The sequence below is a fragment of the Archangium violaceum genome, from assembly GCF_016887565.1.
Taxonomy (GTDB): Bacteria; Myxococcota; Myxococcia; order Myxococcales; family Myxococcaceae; genus Archangium; species Archangium violaceum_B.
Window position 1 is genome coordinate 5,736,504 of sequence record NZ_CP069396.1, and the last position, 17,842, is coordinate 5,754,345.

At 66.8% G+C, this 17,842-nt stretch carries 12 protein-coding genes; 8 read left to right on the plus strand and 4 right to left on the minus strand.

The genetic code is table 11. The annotated features are described in order from the left end of the window. Positions 1-52: 52 nt before the first annotated feature. Entirely contained in the window at positions 53-607 is a 555-nt protein-coding gene (locus tag JRI60_RS23480) for a hypothetical protein (RefSeq protein ID WP_204228129.1), read from the minus strand. Between the two features lie 280 nt (positions 608-887). Here JRI60_RS23480 and JRI60_RS23485 point away from each other — a divergent pair, with 280 nt between their 5' ends. From JRI60_RS23485 to JRI60_RS23520, 8 genes are all read left to right on the plus strand, one after another. Further along, positions 888-2,336, plus strand: a complete 1,449-nt coding sequence (locus tag JRI60_RS23485; protein ID WP_239470682.1) for a beta-1,3-glucanase family protein — start codon at positions 888-890, stop codon at positions 2,334-2,336. Positions 2,337-2,453: 117 nt separating this feature from the next. After that, entirely contained in the window at positions 2,454-4,349 is a 1,896-nt protein-coding gene (locus JRI60_RS23490; protein ID WP_204229066.1) for an RICIN domain-containing protein, read from the plus strand. An 88-nt stretch (positions 4,350-4,437) separates the two neighbouring features. Then, a complete protein-coding gene (locus JRI60_RS23495; protein ID WP_239470684.1) occupies positions 4,438-5,874 on the plus strand; it encodes a glycosyl hydrolase family 18 protein in 1,437 nt (478 codons plus the stop codon). 277 nt (positions 5,875-6,151) lie between these two features. Further along, a complete protein-coding gene (locus tag JRI60_RS23500) occupies positions 6,152-7,282 on the plus strand; it encodes an ABC transporter substrate-binding protein (RefSeq protein ID WP_204228131.1) in 1,131 nt (376 codons plus the stop codon). A 17-nt stretch (positions 7,283-7,299) separates the two neighbouring features. Continuing rightward, positions 7,300-8,088, plus strand: a complete 789-nt coding sequence (locus JRI60_RS23505) for an ATP-binding cassette domain-containing protein (RefSeq protein WP_204228132.1) — start codon at positions 7,300-7,302, stop codon at positions 8,086-8,088. Next, on the plus strand, positions 8,085-9,320 hold the full coding sequence (locus tag JRI60_RS23510; protein WP_239470685.1) for a sugar ABC transporter permease: 1,236 nt from the start codon (positions 8,085-8,087) through the stop codon (positions 9,318-9,320). The genes JRI60_RS23505 and JRI60_RS23510 overlap by 4 nt, the downstream gene beginning before the upstream one ends. A 67-nt stretch (positions 9,321-9,387) precedes the next feature. Then, positions 9,388-9,999 (plus strand): HAD family hydrolase, encoded by a 612-nt coding sequence (locus tag JRI60_RS23515; protein ID WP_204228133.1) that lies wholly within the window; start codon positions 9,388-9,390, stop codon positions 9,997-9,999. 111 nt (positions 10,000-10,110) lie between these two features. After that, complete coding sequence (locus JRI60_RS23520) at positions 10,111-11,952, plus strand: glycosyl hydrolase family 18 protein (RefSeq protein WP_204228134.1); 1,842 nt, start codon at positions 10,111-10,113, stop codon at positions 11,950-11,952. A 209-nt stretch (positions 11,953-12,161) separates the two neighbouring features. Here JRI60_RS23520 and JRI60_RS23525 read toward each other — a convergent pair whose 3' ends face one another. From JRI60_RS23525 to JRI60_RS23535, 3 genes are all read right to left on the minus strand, one after another. After that, positions 12,162-12,770, minus strand: coding sequence for an RNA polymerase sigma factor (locus JRI60_RS23525; RefSeq protein WP_239470686.1), 609 nt, complete (start codon positions 12,768-12,770; stop codon positions 12,162-12,164). Positions 12,771-12,998: 228 nt separating this feature from the next. Next, positions 12,999-14,645 carry a glycosyl hydrolase family 18 protein gene (locus tag JRI60_RS23530; protein WP_239470687.1) on the minus strand — a complete coding sequence of 549 codons (1,647 nt, stop codon included), beginning with the start codon at positions 14,643-14,645 and terminating at the stop codon, positions 12,999-13,001. A gap of 451 nt (positions 14,646-15,096) precedes the next feature. Beyond that, a complete protein-coding gene (locus tag JRI60_RS23535; protein ID WP_204228136.1) occupies positions 15,097-17,835 on the minus strand; it encodes a family 20 glycosylhydrolase in 2,739 nt (912 codons plus the stop codon). Positions 17,836-17,842 lie beyond the last annotated feature (7 nt).

Sequence of the window (17,842 nt, forward strand, 5' to 3'; positions counted from 1 at the left end):
GCTGCGATTCCCCCTGGGCATCCTTCGAGTCTCGCTGGTCCGGACACGGCCCTCACAGCTGCGCGGCGGCGCCCCCGGACTCCCACTGGCGGGTGGCCCAGCGCCTCGGGCTCCGGGGCGACCGCTCCTCCCGGGGCAGCAGGCCCCGCGGCTCGACGAAGTAGACCTCCTCCGGTTCGCTCGCCTCCCTCAGCGCCGCGAAGCACTCCGCGTGGGCCTGGACGGACAGAACGCAGATGTCGAAGCGGTCGTCCTCGTCGCCCTGGCGCACCACGGTCCAGCCCGCCAGCGGCAGTGGCTCCTCCACATCCGCGCGCCAGGTCACCTTGTCAGTGGAGATCCCCAGGTGCGCCAGCGCGTGCTCGACCTCCAGGTGCTCCATCCACACCAGGGCGGTGGACGACTGGCGCGCGTGCTCGACGATCAGCTCCAGGCCGCAGTCACAGCGGAAGCTCCAGCGGTCCTTGGGGCCCAAACCGTCCCCATCCGCGTTGCGCACGTGTGGAGCCCCGAGGCGTCGCTCGAGCTCGGCTCGAGACACCTCCAGGAAACAAGCACTGCGGTGCGTCTTCCAGAGCGCCGGACGGTTCGGGGGGAGCGGCTTCATGGGGTGTCCTCCTGAGTGGAGGGGAAACGTAAACATCGCCTGCTACTGCACTACGGCGCCAAGCCCTTTGGGCGCGTGAGACGTCGGATCCCGAACGGGTGGGGGGAAAGAGACGTCGCCGCGGTGACGACTCCTGGACAGCTCCCGACTCCTTGGAAAATTAAATTCTGCGAGAAAACCCGAAAAAAAGGGTTTAGCCCTCCATAACCCCGTTTCATGACCTCCACGTAGTCCGGTGCCCGGGTTCGGGGCACCGCCGAAGCAAGGAGCCGAGGACGACATGCCAATCACGGGAATGGGGAACACGGGTTGGAAGGCCGCGTGGCGCGTGGGCGCCGCGGGGTTGATGCTCACCGCGGGAGTGGCTTGCGACAGCCGGGGCGAGCTCGAAGAGGGCGGTTCGCTGGAAAGCACCACGCAGTCGGTCATCGTTGGCAGCCGGTACCAGGCGGAGAACTGGTCCTCGAGCGGCACGACGCCCGGTGGGGTGTTCAACGAGGGCGGCGGCGAGGGGCAGTCCGTCGGAGGCTTCCAGGTCAACGAGCAGATCCACTACCCCTCGGTGAACTTCGCCGGGGTGGACCAGATCCAGTTCCGAATCGCGGCCCCCTATGGCGGTGGCCGGGCGGAGATCTGGGCCGACGCGGTGGGCACTGGCACGAAGGTCGGGACGGTGGATCTCACCGCCGCCACTGGCGCCGACTGGAACGCCTTCATCACGCGCACCGTCAGCATCACGGAGATCGGCGGCACCCACTCGCTGTACCTCAAGGGCGTGGCGACGGGCGGTGACTGGCTGTTCAAGCTCGACTGGTTCGAGATGCACGACACCGGGGGGACCCAGCCCCCGCCTCCCACGGGCACCGTCCCGGTCAAGGTGACCAACAAGTGCCCGTTCAACCTCAACGTGACGTTGACGGGCGTGTACAGCATCCCGCTCGAGAAGGACTCGGCGGGCAACCCCATCTACCGCAACCTCGCCGCCGGTCAGAGCTACACCTACGCGACTCCGGCGAACTACCCCAGCGGCCGTGTGAGCGCCTACAGGACCCTCCCGTCGCCCACCTCGCCCCGGGAGCTGGAGAAGGCCGAGTTCACGCTGGAGAAGCCCAGCGGCGGCTCGCAGCTCTTGCACTACAACCTCACGTACGTGGACCACGTGGGCCTGCCCATGCAGATCAAGGGTGTTGGCACCGGCTCCAGCTGTGTCCAGGTGCAGTGCAACAAGTCCGCGAGCGCCATCCAGACGGCCATCGCCAACCAGTGTCCGGACGGTCTGCGCTACACCATGGGTGGCGGCACCATCTGCCTGGCCCCGCGCTCCTTCTGCCTCGACGGTGAGTACGCGAGCGATCCGCGCCGCGCGTCCATCTGCACGCGGCTGGACGGTGAGATCGCCCGCTGCGCCAGCAAGTACCCCGGAGTCTGCAACCCGGGCACGGCGAAGTCGGCGCAGGTCTACGCCTGCTCGCCGCCGTTCTTCGACATGAGCGCCAAGTGGTGCGCCGCGCTGAACCGCGGAATGTTGGACGCGCCCGACAGCACCACCGTGTCGCAGTACTACAACACCGGGAAGCCCTACAACCAGTACGCCAAGTGGGTCCACGACCAGTGCGGCGCCGTGTACGGTTTCGCCTATGACGACTACCCGATGGCCGCCAACCAGGCCGGCTTCTACACGTGCACCGGCGGGCAGCAGCTCGAGGTGACGTTCTGCCCGGCGGGCTGAGCTCCCCGCGAAGCACGCCTCCGCGCAACACCCCGCGCCCGGTCACCTCTCATGGTGTCCGGGCGTGGTTCGTTCTCGAACCGGCTTTTCTCAATGTCTCAGGAGACTCGTATGAAGATGGATCTGATCAGCAGTCGCGGTGCATGGCGCGGGCTCGCGACCGCATCGCTCCTCGTGTGCGCACTTCCTCCGGCCAGTGCGCTGGCCGCCGGGGAGTCCGTGCAGATCTGGGTGACGACCACCTCGGGCAGCTCGCTGGCCAAGAAGCTCAGCGCCGAGCCGTCCAAGAACTTCGGGCCGGAGAGCAGCACCTCCACGGTGATCGACGTCAACCCCGCGACCACCTATCAGACCATCGATGGCTTCGGTGGCGCGCTCACCGACTCGTCCGCGTGGCTCATCTACAACTCGCCCCAGCGCAACACCATCATGAACGAGCTGTTCAGCGTGGGCGCGGGCGCCGGGTACAACATGATCCGCCTGCCCATGGGCGCGTCCGACTTCGCGAGGAACAACTACTCCTACGACGACACCTGCTGCGATCTGAATGACTTCTCGGTGGGCCACGACACCGCGTACATCATCCCGCTCCTGCAGCAGGCGCGGCAGCTCAACCCCGAGGTCAAGGTCCTGGCCGTGCCGTGGAGCGCTCCCGGCTGGATGAAGTTCAACAACTCCTTCACGGGAGGCGGGTACCTGCGCAACGACCTCTATGGCCTGTATGCCAATTATTTCGTGCGCTTCATCCAGGCCTACAACAGCTATGGCGTGCCCATCCACGCCATCAGCATGCAGAACGAGCCGCACAACGCCAACGGCACCTATGCGACGATGCAGATGGAGTCGAGCGACCAGTCGAACTTCGCGGCCCAGAACCTCCGGCCCGCGCTGAACAACGCCGGGTTCGGCTCGGTGAAGATCATCGCCTGGGATCACAACTGGCACGACGGCAGCGGCCCCGCCGGTTTCCCTCACGAGGTGATGAGCTACAACAACAGCCAGGCGCGCTCGGCGGTGGCGGGTGTGGCCTACCACTGCTACGAGAGCCCCCAGGACGGCTACGGCGTCCAGACCGACTTCCACAACGCCTTTCCGGAAAAGGAGATCCACTTCACCGAGTGCACCGGCGGAAGCTGGGCGACGAACCAGGCCGCCAACCTGGAGTGGGAGCTGCAGAACATCGTCTTCGGCCCGCTGCGCAACTGGGCCCGGAGCTCGCTGTACTGGAACATCGCGTTGGATCCGAACCACGGCCCCTACGTGGGGGGCTGCGTCGACTGCCGCGGCATGATCACCGTGAACAACAGCAACGGCACCTACACCAAGAACGAGGACTATTACGTCTGGGCGCAGCTGGCGAAGGTGGTGCGCTCCGGCGCGGTACGCATCGCCTCGACGTTCCAGTCCGACGGCGGCATCCAGACCGTGGCCTTCAAGAACCCGGATGGCTCGCTGGCGCTGGTCGCGCTGAACACCAATGACACCAGCACCATCACCTTCAAGGTGCGTTGGAGCGGCCAGTCCTTCGACTACACGCTCCCGCCGCGGTCGGTGGCTTCCTTCAAGTGGGGCGGCAGCGGCACCACCACCACCGCCTACCGGATCGTGAACAAGGCCACGGGCAGGTGCGTGGACATCGCCGGTCCGAGCACCGCCGATGGTGCCAACATCCACCAGTGGGCCTGCCACACCGGCACCAGCCAGCAGTGGACGATGGAGCCGACGGACAGCGGCTACTACCGGTTCGTCTCGCGCTACAGCGGCAAGGTGCTCGACGTCGCCGGCCCGAGCACCGCGGATGGCGCCAACATCCACCAGTGGACCTCCTTCAACGCCACCAACCAGCAGTTCAAGCCCGTGTCGCTCGGCAATGGCTACTACCGGTTCGAGGCGCGCCACAGTGGCAAGGTGATCGACGTCGCCAACTGCACGGGCAGCGGCGACGGGGCCAACATCCAGCAGTGGACCTGGTCCAACAACGACTGCCAGCAGTTCCGGCTCGAGCAGCTGTAGGGGCCCGGGACGAATTCGCGCGCTCGTTTGACCCTGAATGACCGCGCGCTCTCTCTATGCGCACACGAGAACCAGAAGGGAGCCTCGCGTGCGCACCGCATTGCAATTCAAGACCCTGGCCCTTGCGGCCGTGTTCCTCGCCACCCTCGTGGCGTGCTCCGGACAACCCGATGCCGCGGCCGCCGCCGATGAGCCGGTGGCCACGCTGGAAGAGCGAGCGCTCTCCACCAAGGTCATCGGCTACGTCCCCACGTGGTCGGGCGACATCAACGCCATCCAGTACGACAAGCTCACCCACATCAACTACGCCTTCGTCCTTCCCACGGCGCAGGGTGGCCTCACGGGGTTGAGCAGCGGGGATGCCCGGCTGCGCTCCCTGGTCCAGACGGCGCACTCCCGGGGCGTCAAGGTGCTCATCTCGGTGGGTGGCTGGATGGACGGGAACGACTCGCCCTTCGAGCAGCTGGCCGCCAACGCCAGCACGCGCACGACCTTCGTCAACAACGTGGTGGCCTTCGTGGAGCAGGCCGGGCTGGACGGCGCCGACATCGACTGGGAGTGGCCGGAGGCCGGGGCCTCGGCCAACAACTTCGGGTTGCTGATGCGGGAGCTGGGCGTCGCGCTCCATGGCCGCGGCAAGCTGCTCACCGCGGCGGTCCTCGCCGTCGGGGGCGAAGGCATCCCCGCGTCCTCCTTCAGCGACGTGGATTTCCTCAACATCATGGCCTACGACAGTGGCTACCCGCACTCCACGTATGACCTCGCCGTCCAGTCGCTGAACTACTGGCTCGGCCGCGGGCTGCCCAAGGCCAAGGCGGTGCTGGGCGTGCCGTTCTACGGCCGCTCCCCGTCGGGTGCCTATACGTACGCCCAGCTCGTCGCGCAGGACTCGCAGGCGCCCTACAAGGACAACGTCGGCGACGTCTATTACAACGGCATCTCCACCATCCAGGCGAAGTCCCGGCTCGCGCTCCAGCAGGGCGGCGGCGTGATGATCTGGGAGCTCAGCCAGGACACCACGAACGCGACCTCGCTGCTGCTCGCCATCTACCAGGTGGTCGGTGGCGGTACCTCCAACCAGCCTCCGTCCGTGAGCCTCACCTCGCCCGCCAACGGGACGTCCTTCACCGCGGGGAGCACCATCACCGTCAGCGCCAACGCCTCGGACGCGGACGGCTCCATCGCCAAGGTGGAGTTCTTCGCGGGCGGCACCAAGATTGGCGAGGACACCACCGCCCCGTACAGCATCGCCTGGACGAACGTGGCGGCCGGGAGCTACTCGCTGACGGCCCGGGCCACGGACAACGGCGCCGCGAGCACCTCCTCCGCCGCCGTCTCCATCTCCGTCACCGGCACGGGGGGCGGCTCCTGCTCCGGCGTGGCCGCGTGGAGCGCCTCCACGGTGTACGTGAAGGACGATCAGGCCACCTACGGTGGCAAGCTGTGGCGCGCGAAGTGGTGGACACAGAACGAAATCCCCTCCGGCGCCGAGTGGGGCCCCTGGGCGCTGGTCACCAGCTGCTGACCTGTAGGGGGAGGGCGCTGCTGGCGTGTCGCTGAAAACCACTATCTGCACGGAAATTCCTCGGCACGGCGCCAGGGGGATTGCTCATTCCCTCGCCGCGGCGTGCCGAGGTCCACGGTGACCCTCATCCGTTAGACGCACTGCGGCAGATGGACGCGCTCTGGTAGCGCTTTCACCGAGTGGTCATGGCGCTTGCACGAGGGCGTCACTCCAAGCAGGATTCGCGACTTCCCAGGTACAGCACCCCGTCCAACTTTCACAGGGAGGCAGATTCTAGATGCGCTCTTCGTTCACACGTGTAGGTACCCCCGTAGCTCTGGCCGCCCTGATGCTCCTGTCGTCGGCCTGCAAGAGTGAGAAGAAGGAGACGGCCGCGGGTGGTGAGACCGCCGCGAAGGCGGGAGTTGCCGCGGGCGGGAAGATCGCCCTGCTGCTTCCCGAGTCCAAGACGGCCCGGTACGAGTCCCATGACCGCGTGCACTTCGAGCGCAAGGTCAAGGAGCTCTGTGCCGACTGTGAGATCATCTATAGCAACGCGGACCAGGACGCCTCCAAGCAGCAGAACCAGGCCGAGGCGGCGCTGACCAACGGCGCCAAGGTGCTCGTGCTGGATCCCGTGGACTCGGCCTCCGCGTCCGCCATCGTGACGCGCGCCCGTCAGTCCAAGATTCCGGTCATCAGCTACGACCGCCTGATCGTCAACGCGGACGTGGACTACTACATCTCGTTCGACAACGAGAAGGTGGGCAAGCTCCAGGGCCAGGCGCTGGTCGACAAGCTCAAGGCGGACGGCAAGGGCACCGGCACCATCGTCATGATCAACGGCTCGCCCACCGACAACAACGCCAAGCTCTTCAAGGCGGGCGCGCACTCGGTGATCGACGGCAGCGGCCTGCAGGTGGGTGCCGAGTACGACACCCCGGACTGGAGCCCGGACAAGGCCCAGCAGCAGATGGAGCAGGCCATCACCTCGCTCGGCAAGGACAAGATCGTCGGCGTGTACGCGGCCAATGACGGCACGGCCGGTGGTGCCATCGCCGCGATGAAGGCGGCCGGTGTGTCGCCGCTCCCGCCCGTCACCGGGCAGGACGCCGAGCTGGCCGCCATCCAGCGCGTCCTCGCGGGTGAGCAGTTCATGACCGTCTACAAGGCCATCAAGCCGGAGGCGGAGACCGCCGCCGAGCTGGCCGTCACCCTGGTGCGCGGCGGCACGCCGGCCCCGGGCCTGGTCAACGGCAAGGTGAACAACGGCCAGAAGGACGTGCCGTCCATCCTGCTCAAGCCGGTGGCCGTGACGAAGGAGAACGTCAAGAGCACCATCGTCGCCGATGGGTTCTGGACCCCCGAGCAGCTCTGCGTCGGGGCTTACAAGGATGCCTGCGCCGTGGCGCAGATCCAGGCCCCCTGAGAATCTCGAGGCTCCTGATGTCCAAGACCGCGTTGTTGTCGCTCCGGGGCATCTCCAAGCGCTTCGGGGCCGTCCAAGCGCTCACCAAGGTGGACTTCGAAGTCCACCCGGGTGAGGTGGTGGCCCTCGTTGGAGACAACGGAGCAGGGAAGTCGACCCTCATCAAGGTCATCTCGGGGATCATCCCCATCGACGAGGGAGAGATCCTCTTCGAGGGCAAGCCGGTGACCCTGGGCATGCCGCAGAAGTCCACCTCGCTGGGGATCGCGACCGTGTACCAGGACCTCGCCCTCTGCGATAACCTGGACGTGGTCGGCAACCTGTTCCTCGGGCGGGAGCTGGCCGCCAAGGGCATGGGCGGGCTGCTGGGCTGGCTCGATGAGACGACCATGGAGCGCCAGTCCGCCGAGCTGCTTCAACGGCTCTCGGTGAGCATTCCGAGCGCGCGCACGCAGGTGGCCTCGCTGTCCGGTGGCCAGCGGCAGTCCATCGCCGTGGCTCGCGCGATGATGGGCTCGCCGAAGATGGTGCTGCTGGACGAGCCCACGGCGGCGCTCGGTGTCGCGCAGACACGGCAGGTGCTCGATCTCATCCGGCGGCTGCGTGAGCAGGGCCTGGGGGTCGTGGTCATCAGCCACAACCTGGCGGACGTGTTCTCCGTGGCCGACCGCATCATCGTGATGCGGCTGGGCCGGCGGGTAGCGACGTTCGATGTCAAGGCGGCCAAGGAGGTGGAGGTCGTCTCCGCCATCACCGGTGCCATTCCGTCGGGCGAAAGGGCCCAGTCCGTAGGGGTGCAGCCATGAGCGCGGCTCCGAATGCCATGCCAGCGATCGATCCTCGTCTGATCCAGGATGAGCCGGGGCTGATGGGGGCCTGGAAGGGCTTCCGCCGCCGCGTCTCGCAGGGAGAGTTGGGAAGCCTGCCCGTCCTCATCGGGCTGGTGGCCATCTGGGTGACCTTCTACCTGGCCAATGAGCGCTTCCTGTCCGCGGTCAACCTCACCAACCTCATGCTGCAGATCGCCGCCATGGGGATGATCTCCGCGGGCATCGTGCTGGTGCTGCTGCTCGGGGAGATCGACCTGTCGGCGGGTGCGGTGAGCGGTCTGGCCGCCGCCGTGATGGCCATCCTCAACGTCAAGCTGCAGTGGGGGGCCATCCCCTCGCTGCTGGCCGGTCTGGGCACGGGCGCGGCGATCGGGCTGTTCCAGGGCATCTGGATCACCCGGTTCCGGGTCCCGTCCTTCGTGGTCACCCTGGCCGGGTTCCTCGGATGGCAGGGCGCGCTGCTCTACGTGCTGGGCGGTACGGGCACGGTGAACCTGAACGACCGGTTCATCACCGGGATGACCGGCACGTTCTTCGAGTCGTCCGTTGCCTGGCCCCTGGTGATCCTCATCGTCATCGTGGACCTGGCGACCGTCGCCCTCGAGCGGGCGAGGCGGTCGGCGGCGGGGCTGCCGCTGCCGCGCGTCCGCGCCACCGCCACCCGGGTGGCCCTCACCTCGGGTGCCCTGGTGGCGGCCACCGCCATCTTCACGCAGGATCGCGGCCTGCCGCTCGGGACGCTGATCCTCGTGGGCGTCGTCCTGCTGCTCGAGACGGTGCTGGTGTGCACGCGCTTCGGCCGTCACGTCTTCGCCGTGGGTGGCAACATGGAGGCGTCGCGGCGCTCCGGCATCCGGGTCGAGCGCATCCGGGTCGCCGTCTTCACGCTGGGCTCCACGCTGGCGGCCGCCGGAGGCATCCTCGCCTCCTCGCGACTGCTGGCGGTGAACCAGTCGTCGGGCAGCGGTGACATCCTGCTCAACGCCATCGCCGCGGCGGTGATCGGCGGCACCAGCCTCTTCGGTGGGCGGGGCTCGGCCTGGTCGGCGATCCTCGGGGCGCTGGTCATCGGCTCCATCTCCAACGGGATGGATCTGCTGGCGCTGTCCTCGTCGGTGAAGTTCATGGTGACGGGCGCGGTGCTGCTCGTGGCCGCCTCCATCGACGCCATCTCCCGGCGCGGCCGTCAGGCCTCCGGCCGGGCCTGAGAGCGGTGTATACCGGTGGCCGCCGGGCACTCCCGTCCGGCGGCCACTTCCCGGAGCTTCCGACTCCATGAATTCCCAACCGCTCGTGCCCGTGTTCGACATCGGCGGCGTGCTCCTCGACTGGAACCCGCGCTACCTCTATCGCAAGCTCTTCCCCGATGAGGCGGCGATGGAGCACTTCCTCACCACCGTCTGCACGTCGGAGTGGAACCAGCAGCAGGATGGTGGCCGCACCTGGGCCGAGGCCATCTCCGAGCTGTCCGGGCGGTTCCCGGAGCATGCCGAGCTCATCCGCTGCTACGACACGCGCTGGGAGGAGATGATCCCCCGTGTCTTCGATGGCACGGTCGATCTCCTGAAGGCCCTTCAATCCCGGGGTCCGGTCTACGCGATCACCAACTTCTCGGCGGAGAAGTTCGCGTATGCCAGGACGCGCTGGCCGTTCCTCGCGAGCTTCGACGGCTGTGTCGTCTCGGGGGAATGCCGGATGCTCAAGCCGGATCCAGCCATCTACCGGCGCCTCTGCCATCAGTACGGCCTCGAGCCCGAGCGCTGTCTGTTCATCGACGACGTCCAGAAGAACGTCGACGGAGCGCGGGCGGTGGGCATGCAGGCGGTGCGCTTCGAGAGCCCCGAGCAACTGCGCGCCGAGCTGCTCGCCCGCGGAATGCTGGCGTAGCCCGCGGCCCGCTCATTCCGAGACGTGGACATGGACATGCTGACCCGAAACGCCGGGTCCGGCCCTCTCATTCTCGGGCCTTTTGTCCCTGTCCCTTTCCTCGGAGGTCTCATGAGCAGGACGCGGAAGTTCCTCATCACCGGTCTGTTGGGCACGCTCGCGGCATGTGGTGGGCAGGAGCCCCAGGAGCCGGTGGGCTCCCAGGGTCTCGAGCTCGCGGCCAACGCCGCGGGACTGACCGCTACCTTCAGCAGCAGCTCGAGCTGGGAGGGTGGCTTCAATGGTGTGATCACCATCAAGAACACCACGAGCAGCCAGATCTCCGACTGGGCGGTGTCCTTCAAGTTCAACGGCAACGCCGCGATCAGCGGTACTCCCTGGGGCGCCGGCGGTTCCGCCACCCGGGCGAGCGACGGGACGTGGACCGTCCTGCCGAACACCTGGGGCGGCAACATCGTGCCCGCCAACGGCACCATCACCGTCACCTACGGAGGCACGGGCACCTACAGCGGGGTGAGCACCTGCACCATCAACGGGTACTCCTGTGGCGGGAGCCTGCCGCCTCCCGTGGATGCCACGCCTCCGGCGGTGAGCCTCTCGGCCAGCCCGACCAACCTCACGAGCGCGGGCAGCGTGAGCCTCTCCGCGCCGGCCACCGACAACGTGGGCGTGACGAAGGTCGAGTTCTTCAGGAACGGGGTGCTGCTGAGCACGGACACCTCCAGCCCCTTCACCGCGTCCGACGCCTTCAGCTCCAGCGGCCAGAACGGCACCTACGGCTACACGGCCAAGGCCTATGACGCCGCGGGGAACACCGCCACCTCCAGCGCGGCGAGCGTCACCGTCAACATCGGCGGCACTCCTCCGCCTCCCCCGACCGGGAGGATGTACATCGGCTACGCCAGCAGCTGGAACACGAGCATCAACGACCTCACGCCCGCCATCATCCCCAGCTACTACACGCACGTGAACCTCGCCTTCGTGCGGCCGGACATGGCGTACGTGAAGGGCTCGTACGAGTTCGATCAGGCCGTGGCGGGCTTCGAGTTCTTCGAGGGGGCCACGACGAACACCGGGCAGAAGAAGTTCACCCGGGAGCAGGCGCTGACGCTCATCAACAACATCAAGGCGCTGCGCCAGCGCGGCACCCAGGTGTGGATCTCCGTCGGCGGTTGGAGCTACAGCCAGGGCAGCCAGTGGGCGAACTTCAACGCGGCGCACGTCGTCGACCTGGCGCAGGACCTGGGTGCCGACGGCGTCGACATCGACTGGGAGTCCAGCGGCAGCAGCTGCAACAAGCTCACGGCGGACCAGTTCAGCTGCAGCAAGGATGGGGAGATCTCCAACATCATCACCAGCCTCCACAACACCATCCAGAGCCGGGGCCTGTCGCTGGGCATCTCGATCGCCGGCTGGTCCACGGGCGCCTACTACGTGAAGGGCACGCCGTTCGAGGAGGGCAAGGTGCAGTGGGGCTCGCCCTTCGGTGGAACGATGTACACGGTGGTGAAGAACCACGGCAACAAGCTGCACCACATCAACCTCATGTCCTACGACGGCGGCGACTACTACGACCCGCGCGAGGGCTATGAGTCCTACCGGGCCATCTACAGCGGGCCCATCGCCATGGGTCTGGAGATCGCTCCGGAGGGCGCCGGTGGCGCGACGCTGAAGCTCAACGCGGAGCCCGGCACGGTGTACGACGCCGAGATGCTCACCGGGCAGAACAACATGGCGACGAAGTATTACAACGTCGAGACGCTCGCCACGTACATGAAGAACAAGGGCAAGCCGACGGACGGCATGATGGTGTGGCAGATCTGGAAGGAGCGCGTCCACGCGTCGCCCCCGGCCGGAGCGGCGGGGGTGAACTCCGCTGGCCAGCTGGTGTGCCAGCTCCTGAGCATCACCAGCAATTGCAACCAGAGCCTGCCCAACCTCCCGAAGTACTAGCGGCGGGCGGGCCACCACCGGGTGCGAGCGGTGCTGACTCGCACCCGGTGGTGACACGGGTGATTCCGCCGCCAGGCCCTCCAGCAGTGGGGGTTGCCGGGGAGCGGGTGCTCGCGGGCACCAGGAGCCTCATCAGCAGTGGGGGTTGCCGGGGTCAGCCGGGTGCCACGAGCGCGACGACGAAACCACCAGAAGGCGTGAAAGGCCTTTCACAGCATCACTGCGTCTTGTCCGACCTCGCGGAAGAGGAGCTCGCGCAGGTGGGCCCGGCCCAGGCGCAGCCGGCTGCGGACCGTCTCGAAGGGGACCTCCAGCTCCTCGGCCATCTCCGGGACGCTCATCCCCATCACGTGGTGGAGGAGCAGGGCGCGCCGCTGCTCGTCGGAGAGCCGCTCCAGCAGCTTCGTCATGTGCTCGCGCAGCAGGCAGTCATCCGGAGCCTCGTCCTCCGAGGCCATCGTGGCCGACTCCACGGCCTCGTCGTCCACGTCCACCTGGCTGCGCTCGGCGCGCGCCCGTCTCGAGGCGGCGAAGGTGACGCGGACCACCACTCGGTCCGCCCAGGACACGAACGCGCCTTCTCCGCGGTAGGTGGGCAGCCCGCGCAGGATGGCGACCAGCGCCTCCTGGGTGATGTCATCTACCTCGGAGTCGACGTGGACCGAGTACCGGACGAGGTTGCGTACCCGCGGAAGCAGTTCCGCCAGCAGGGACTCGGCCGCATCACGCCGTCCCGCGATCGCCGCACGGATGCGCGGCTCCTCGGTGGGCACCATCATCGGGCGATTACACGTGCTGTGGGTTCTGAGCATTTGCATGGGTAGAAGGGGGGTGGGGGAGGGGGGTTCATCCCCGGTACGCCGGCCTGCGGGGGGCGGGGCTCTCTGGGTTCGAGCCCCAATCCCGGACCCTGACGAGCCCCGCCCCTCGGCCACGGCAATACCGGCACCGGCAAGGACGCATGCGTCCCCACCGGTCAGGTGCTGCGACTACCGTTCATGCTGGAGGTCCGGCCACGCGAGCACTTCGCGTGGCCGGACAGGGGGTTACTTCAGCTTCTGGTACAGCGCATCCGTCAGCGAGCCGTCATCCGAGCTCAGCTCCCAGGCCATCGAACCACCCAGGCCCTTGCTCAGGATGTAGTCCGCCTTGGCGTTCATGGACTGCACGTCGTCGTAGGCGATCCAGATCTTCGTGGACGGGTTGTAGACGTAGGCCTCATTGGCCTGCGGGTGGAAGTACTTGGTGTACCCGGAGCCGGCGCGCTCGTAGTTGTTCTTGATGTCCTTGAAGTCGAACACACCCGTCAGGCCGGACGCGCCGTCATCCCAGGTGCCCTTGGTGGGGACGCCAGGCTGGAAGAGGCCGTTGTTGGTGCTCGGCACGTTGCCCCAGCCGCGGCCGTAGTACGGCACGCCCAGGACGATCTTGTTGGCCGGCACGCCCAGCTCGAGCATCTTCGACACCGTCGCGTCGCTCCAGAAGCCGGTGCTCGCGGCCGGGTCGCCGGGGACGGCGTAGAGCGCGGACTGGAAGTTCGTCGTGCTCTCGAAGGCGCCGTGGTAGTCGTAGGTCATGACGTTGATCCAGTCGAGGATGTTCGACAGGTTCTTCGTCTCCTGCTTGTTCACCAGGCCGTCAGGAGAGGCCAGGGACGCGATGGTGAGCAGGTACGGCTTGCCCGTGCTCGAGGTGACGGCGTTGAGCTGGTTGCGGAACTCCTGCATCAGCAGCGTGTAGTTCTGCTTGTCCGCGGGGCTGCTGATGTTGCCATCCAGGCCGCCGCCCGTGGGGTACTCCCAGTCGATGTCGATGCCGTCGAAGACGCCGACGCCGTTGACCGGATCCACCCCGGGGTACTGACCCTTGATGTAGAGGTCCACGCAGGACTTCACGAAGGCCTGACGGGAGGCCGCGGTGGCGGCCACCTGCGAGAAGTACTTGGACCAGCTCCAGCCGCCCACGGAGATGAGGAGCTTGAGATGCGACTGGGTCTTCTTGAGCTCCTTCAGGGCGCGGAAGTTGCCGCGCAGCTGACCCGCGTCCCACTCGCCCGCCCAGCCACCGGCCTTGTCGATGTCGGCGTAGGAGTCGCCGAGGATGCACTTGCCATCCGGCGAGATGTTGGAGAAGGCGTAGTTGATGTGCGTGAGCTTGGCGGCCGGGATGTTGGAGACCTGGTAGTTGCGGCCGTAGATGCCCCACGCGGTGAAGTAGGCGATGCGGCGCTTGCCGCCACCGCCCGTGCCGCCGATGTTCACGGTGACGGTCACCGTCTTGGTGCCCACGTTGCCCGCGGCGTCGAAGGCCCTCACGGTATAGGTGTACGTACCGTTCTGGGTCGAGCTGCTGAAGCTGCGGCTGTAGCTGGAGGCGGTGGCGACGAGGACGTTGTTCTCGAGGATCTCCACCTTGGTGACGCCGACGTTGTCGGTGGCGCTGGCGGTGAGGTTGAGGGTGCCAGCGGCGGTGAAGTTGGTGGAGTTGGCGCTCGCGTTCACGGTGGGCGCCGTGGTGTCGCCGCCACCCGACGTGCCCAGGTCCTGCCACAGGGCGGGAACGTTCGAGGGCTCCCAGCCCGTCAGCGAGGTGTGGGCCTGGATACAGGAGTAGAGCCGGCCTCCGTAGGTGACCTGGGCTCCCACGCTATAGGCGACGTTCGGCGCCCAGGCAGTCGCGAGAGGAGCCTTCATCACACTTCCAGGCCCTTCCGCCTCTGGCGAGACCGTCTCCTGGCCACAAGCCCCGACCGACAGGGCGGACACGACCATGCCAACGACCCACTTGTTGCGACGCATTATCGACCTCTCATTCGCGTTGAAACCGCTTTCATGGCGCGACCCGCAATGGCCTCGTCCAGGGGGGGTGCTGATCGAGAACAACCCCCAGTCAGCCGCGCACATGTGTCTCTTTTGGCTGCAATCAATGGCGGGTACGCAGCCAAACAATCGCAAAAATGCGTTTTCGCGTCAAGTCGATTAAGCGGCAAGTCGGCCTTTTTAGCCTATCGCAGGCTTGTCCAGTTATACACGAATCTGTAGGGATTACACCACAGAAGAGAAATGGGGCTGGGAGCCCCAAAAAGTAACGCGCGTGTGAGCCGCAAGGACTCACACGCGCGTGGTTGCTACACACCTCTTCAGGTCAGTTCAGCTCGGCGGTGCGGCTGTAACGTCCATCGCTCGCGCGGGTCCTGAGCAGGACCTTGCCCGAGACGGCCACGGGCGCCGAGTACTGCTTCCAACTGGAGCCCCCGTTGGTGGAGTACTCCACGGCCAGGCCGGGGAAGCGCACGTTGGCGTTCAGCTTCCCGTCGAGGATGCGCGCACCGGGCAGGGGGATGCGGTAGTTCACGCCCACGCCATTGGGGATCTCATCGCGCAGGTCCACGGCGCGGTAGGCACCCAGACGCGGCAGCACGTACTGGCCCAGGCTGTTGGTGAAGCGGGCCCAGAGCGCGGGCATCTCCTCCACCGGCGGCAGCTCCGGGTTCCAGGCGCGCTCCGCGACGCCGAGCACCTTCGGGAAGGCCAGGTACTCGAGGATGCCCTCCGTCTTCACGTTCTCGCTGAAGAGCAGACCGTGCATGCCGAGGATGTTCTTCCTGCCCGCCTCGGTGAGCCGCACCTTGTCCTTCATGGCGTCGGCGGAGAGGGGGTTGCCCATGCGGTCATGGGTCGCGTTGGCGTAGATGTCGAAAGGCCGGTACTCGAAGGTCTTCTTCTCGTCGACGAAGTTGGCCCAGTAGTAGCCCGGCTCGTCCGGATCCTTGTTGTACGCCAGGTCCATGTAGAGGTTCGTCGAGTGGGAGAGGATGACCTGGTAGCCCTCGTTGGCGAACTTGTAGGCGTCGTCCTCGCGGCCCCAGCCCCACACGTTGCTCCACGGCATGGGGATGAAGCCATCCAGCTTCAGGCCGTTGTGGATGATGTCATCCCAGCCCGTCATCTTCGTGCCGGTCTTCTGGATGATCTGACTCCACTTCGTGAAGAAGCGGTTGTACAGCTGGATGTCCGTCAGGTCCTTCGTCTCGGGGTTGCTCTTGCACAGGGGGGAGCCCGTCCACCAGACGTTCGAGGCCGGATTCGGGAGCTCGTCACCGCCGCCGTGGATGGCCATCAGCCGGGCGCTGGGCACCGCGTCGTAGCGGGCCTTGATCTCGTTGGCCACCTTGGTGAGGAAGGCATACGAGCTATCCATGCAAGGATTCAGGAAGTTGTCCGTGTACTCCTGCACGCTCTTGTGCTTGGACGTGTCCTGGGGGTCGCGCAGGCGGTACTCGGTCGCCTTGGTGGGATCCGAGTCCTTGTACTTGCGGTAGCGGTACTCCATGGCCATCACGGCGGCGCGCGCGTGGCCCGGCACGTCGACCTCCGGGATGACGTCGATGTGACGCTCCGCGGCGTAGGCGAGGATCTCCTCGAAGTCCTTCGTCGTGTAGAAGCCGTTGCCCTTGCCGACGTAGTTGAGCGTCGCCGTCTCGAAGCCCTGGTAGGCCGGCCAGGCCTCGTTGCCATTGGCCAGCTTCTGCGAGGCCGGCTTGAGGCTGACGAAGTCGTCGCCCCCGAGGTCGTTCATGGACCCCAGCCCCGAGTGGAGCATCTCGGCCTCGGCCGGGTCGAACCCGCGGCGCGCGCCGTAGCTCGTCAGCTCCGGGATGCCGGGGATCTCCAGGCGCCAGCCCTCGTCGTCCGTCAGGCGGAAGTGGAACTTGTTGATCTTGTAGTGCGAGAGCACGTCGAGCAGCTTCTTGACCGTCTCCTTGGTCTGGAAGTGGCGCGCCACGTCCAGCGCCATGCCGCGGTAGACGAAGCCCGGCGCGTCGGCGATGTGCACCACCGGCAGGGCGAGCTCCGTGCTGCGGTTGGCGATCTGCGCCGCGGCGGCGTACGCCTCCACCGGCACGAGCTGGCGGAGCGTCTGGATGCCGTAGAACACGCCCGCGGCGTCCGCGCCCTTGATGGCCACCTTGCCGTCCTTCACGTCGAGGACGTAGCCCTCCGCGTCACGAGCGCCATCCTCGTCGATGTCGAGGTTGGCGTCGATGCTCAGGGAGATCTGCTCGCTCCCGCTCGCGGCCTGCATCGAGACCGTGCCGGCGAGCACGTCGCCCAGCGCGGCCGTCAGGTAGGCGGCCTCGTTCTTCAGGTCCGAGGGGTAGCCGATGACAGTGCCGCCGCGCAGCGTCACCTGGCCCGTTCCGGTCTCGATCCGGCGCGGGGAGGGGAGGAGCCGGGCCGAGAGCTCCAGGTTCTGGAGGGATGGGTTCTCGTCATGGCGCAGCGCCGGCGTCTGGACCGGCAGCACATCGCCCTCCCAGCGCGTGGTCTGCTTGGGGTCGGCCGGGTCGATCTTGACCGTCGACGGCACGGCGAAGGCGACCTTGGGGTCGAACCCGTCTCCCTGGAACGTGATGTGGAAGCCGGCCGGGGCGTCCGTCTTCATGATCGCCCAGTCCTGGAACAGCACGCTGATGACGCGCTTCTCACCCGCGGCGATCGGCTTGAAGCTCGGCAGGGGCTCGAGCACGAGGTAGTCGCCGCTCCCGGCCGCGTCTCCCTTCGAGAGCTTGAGGCCTTGCGCCGTGAGGTTCTGGATGCCGGTGTCGTCGCCTTCGCCCTCGTTCAGCGGACGCCGGATGATGCTGAAGTAGAGCTTCCAACCGCTGCTGCCCAGCTCGCGAGGACCCCGGTTCTCCAGGGTGAACTCGGAGCGGAAGAACTTCCAGCTGCCCACCGAGTTGTCGATGGGCTGCCATTGAACCGTGAGCTCGGCCGGGAGCTGCGGGGTGGAATCGCCGGTGTCGGGGTTCTTGTCACCCGGCTCCTGACAGCCCGAGGCCAGCACCGCCATGACAGGAAGAGAGATGAGGAATCGCTTCATGATGTCC

What these genes read in the sequence shown, in the direction of transcription:
- JRI60_RS23535 (WP_204228136.1), bottom strand. Translation starts at nt 17,835, where the DNA reads ATGAAGCGATTCCTCATCTCTCTTCCTGTCATGGCGGTGCTGGCCTCG.
- JRI60_RS23525 (WP_239470686.1), bottom strand. Translation starts at nt 12,770, where the DNA reads ATGCAAATGCTCAGAACCCACAGCACGTGTAATCGCCCGATGATGGTG.
- JRI60_RS23510 (WP_239470685.1), top strand. Translation starts at nt 8,085, where the DNA reads ATGAGCGCGGCTCCGAATGCCATGCCAGCGATCGATCCTCGTCTGATC.
- JRI60_RS23530 (WP_239470687.1), bottom strand. Translation starts at nt 14,645, where the DNA reads ATGAAGGCTCCTCTCGCGACTGCCTGGGCGCCGAACGTCGCCTATAGC.
- JRI60_RS23500 (WP_204228131.1), top strand. Translation starts at nt 6,152, where the DNA reads ATGCGCTCTTCGTTCACACGTGTAGGTACCCCCGTAGCTCTGGCCGCC.
- JRI60_RS23485 (WP_239470682.1), top strand. Translation starts at nt 888, where the DNA reads ATGCCAATCACGGGAATGGGGAACACGGGTTGGAAGGCCGCGTGGCGC.
- JRI60_RS23505 (WP_204228132.1), top strand. Translation starts at nt 7,300, where the DNA reads ATGTCCAAGACCGCGTTGTTGTCGCTCCGGGGCATCTCCAAGCGCTTC.
- JRI60_RS23515 (WP_204228133.1), top strand. Translation starts at nt 9,388, where the DNA reads ATGAATTCCCAACCGCTCGTGCCCGTGTTCGACATCGGCGGCGTGCTC.
- JRI60_RS23520 (WP_204228134.1), top strand. Translation starts at nt 10,111, where the DNA reads ATGAGCAGGACGCGGAAGTTCCTCATCACCGGTCTGTTGGGCACGCTC.
- JRI60_RS23490 (WP_204229066.1), top strand. Translation starts at nt 2,454, where the DNA reads ATGGATCTGATCAGCAGTCGCGGTGCATGGCGCGGGCTCGCGACCGCA.
- JRI60_RS23480 (WP_204228129.1), bottom strand. Translation starts at nt 607, where the DNA reads ATGAAGCCGCTCCCCCCGAACCGTCCGGCGCTCTGGAAGACGCACCGC.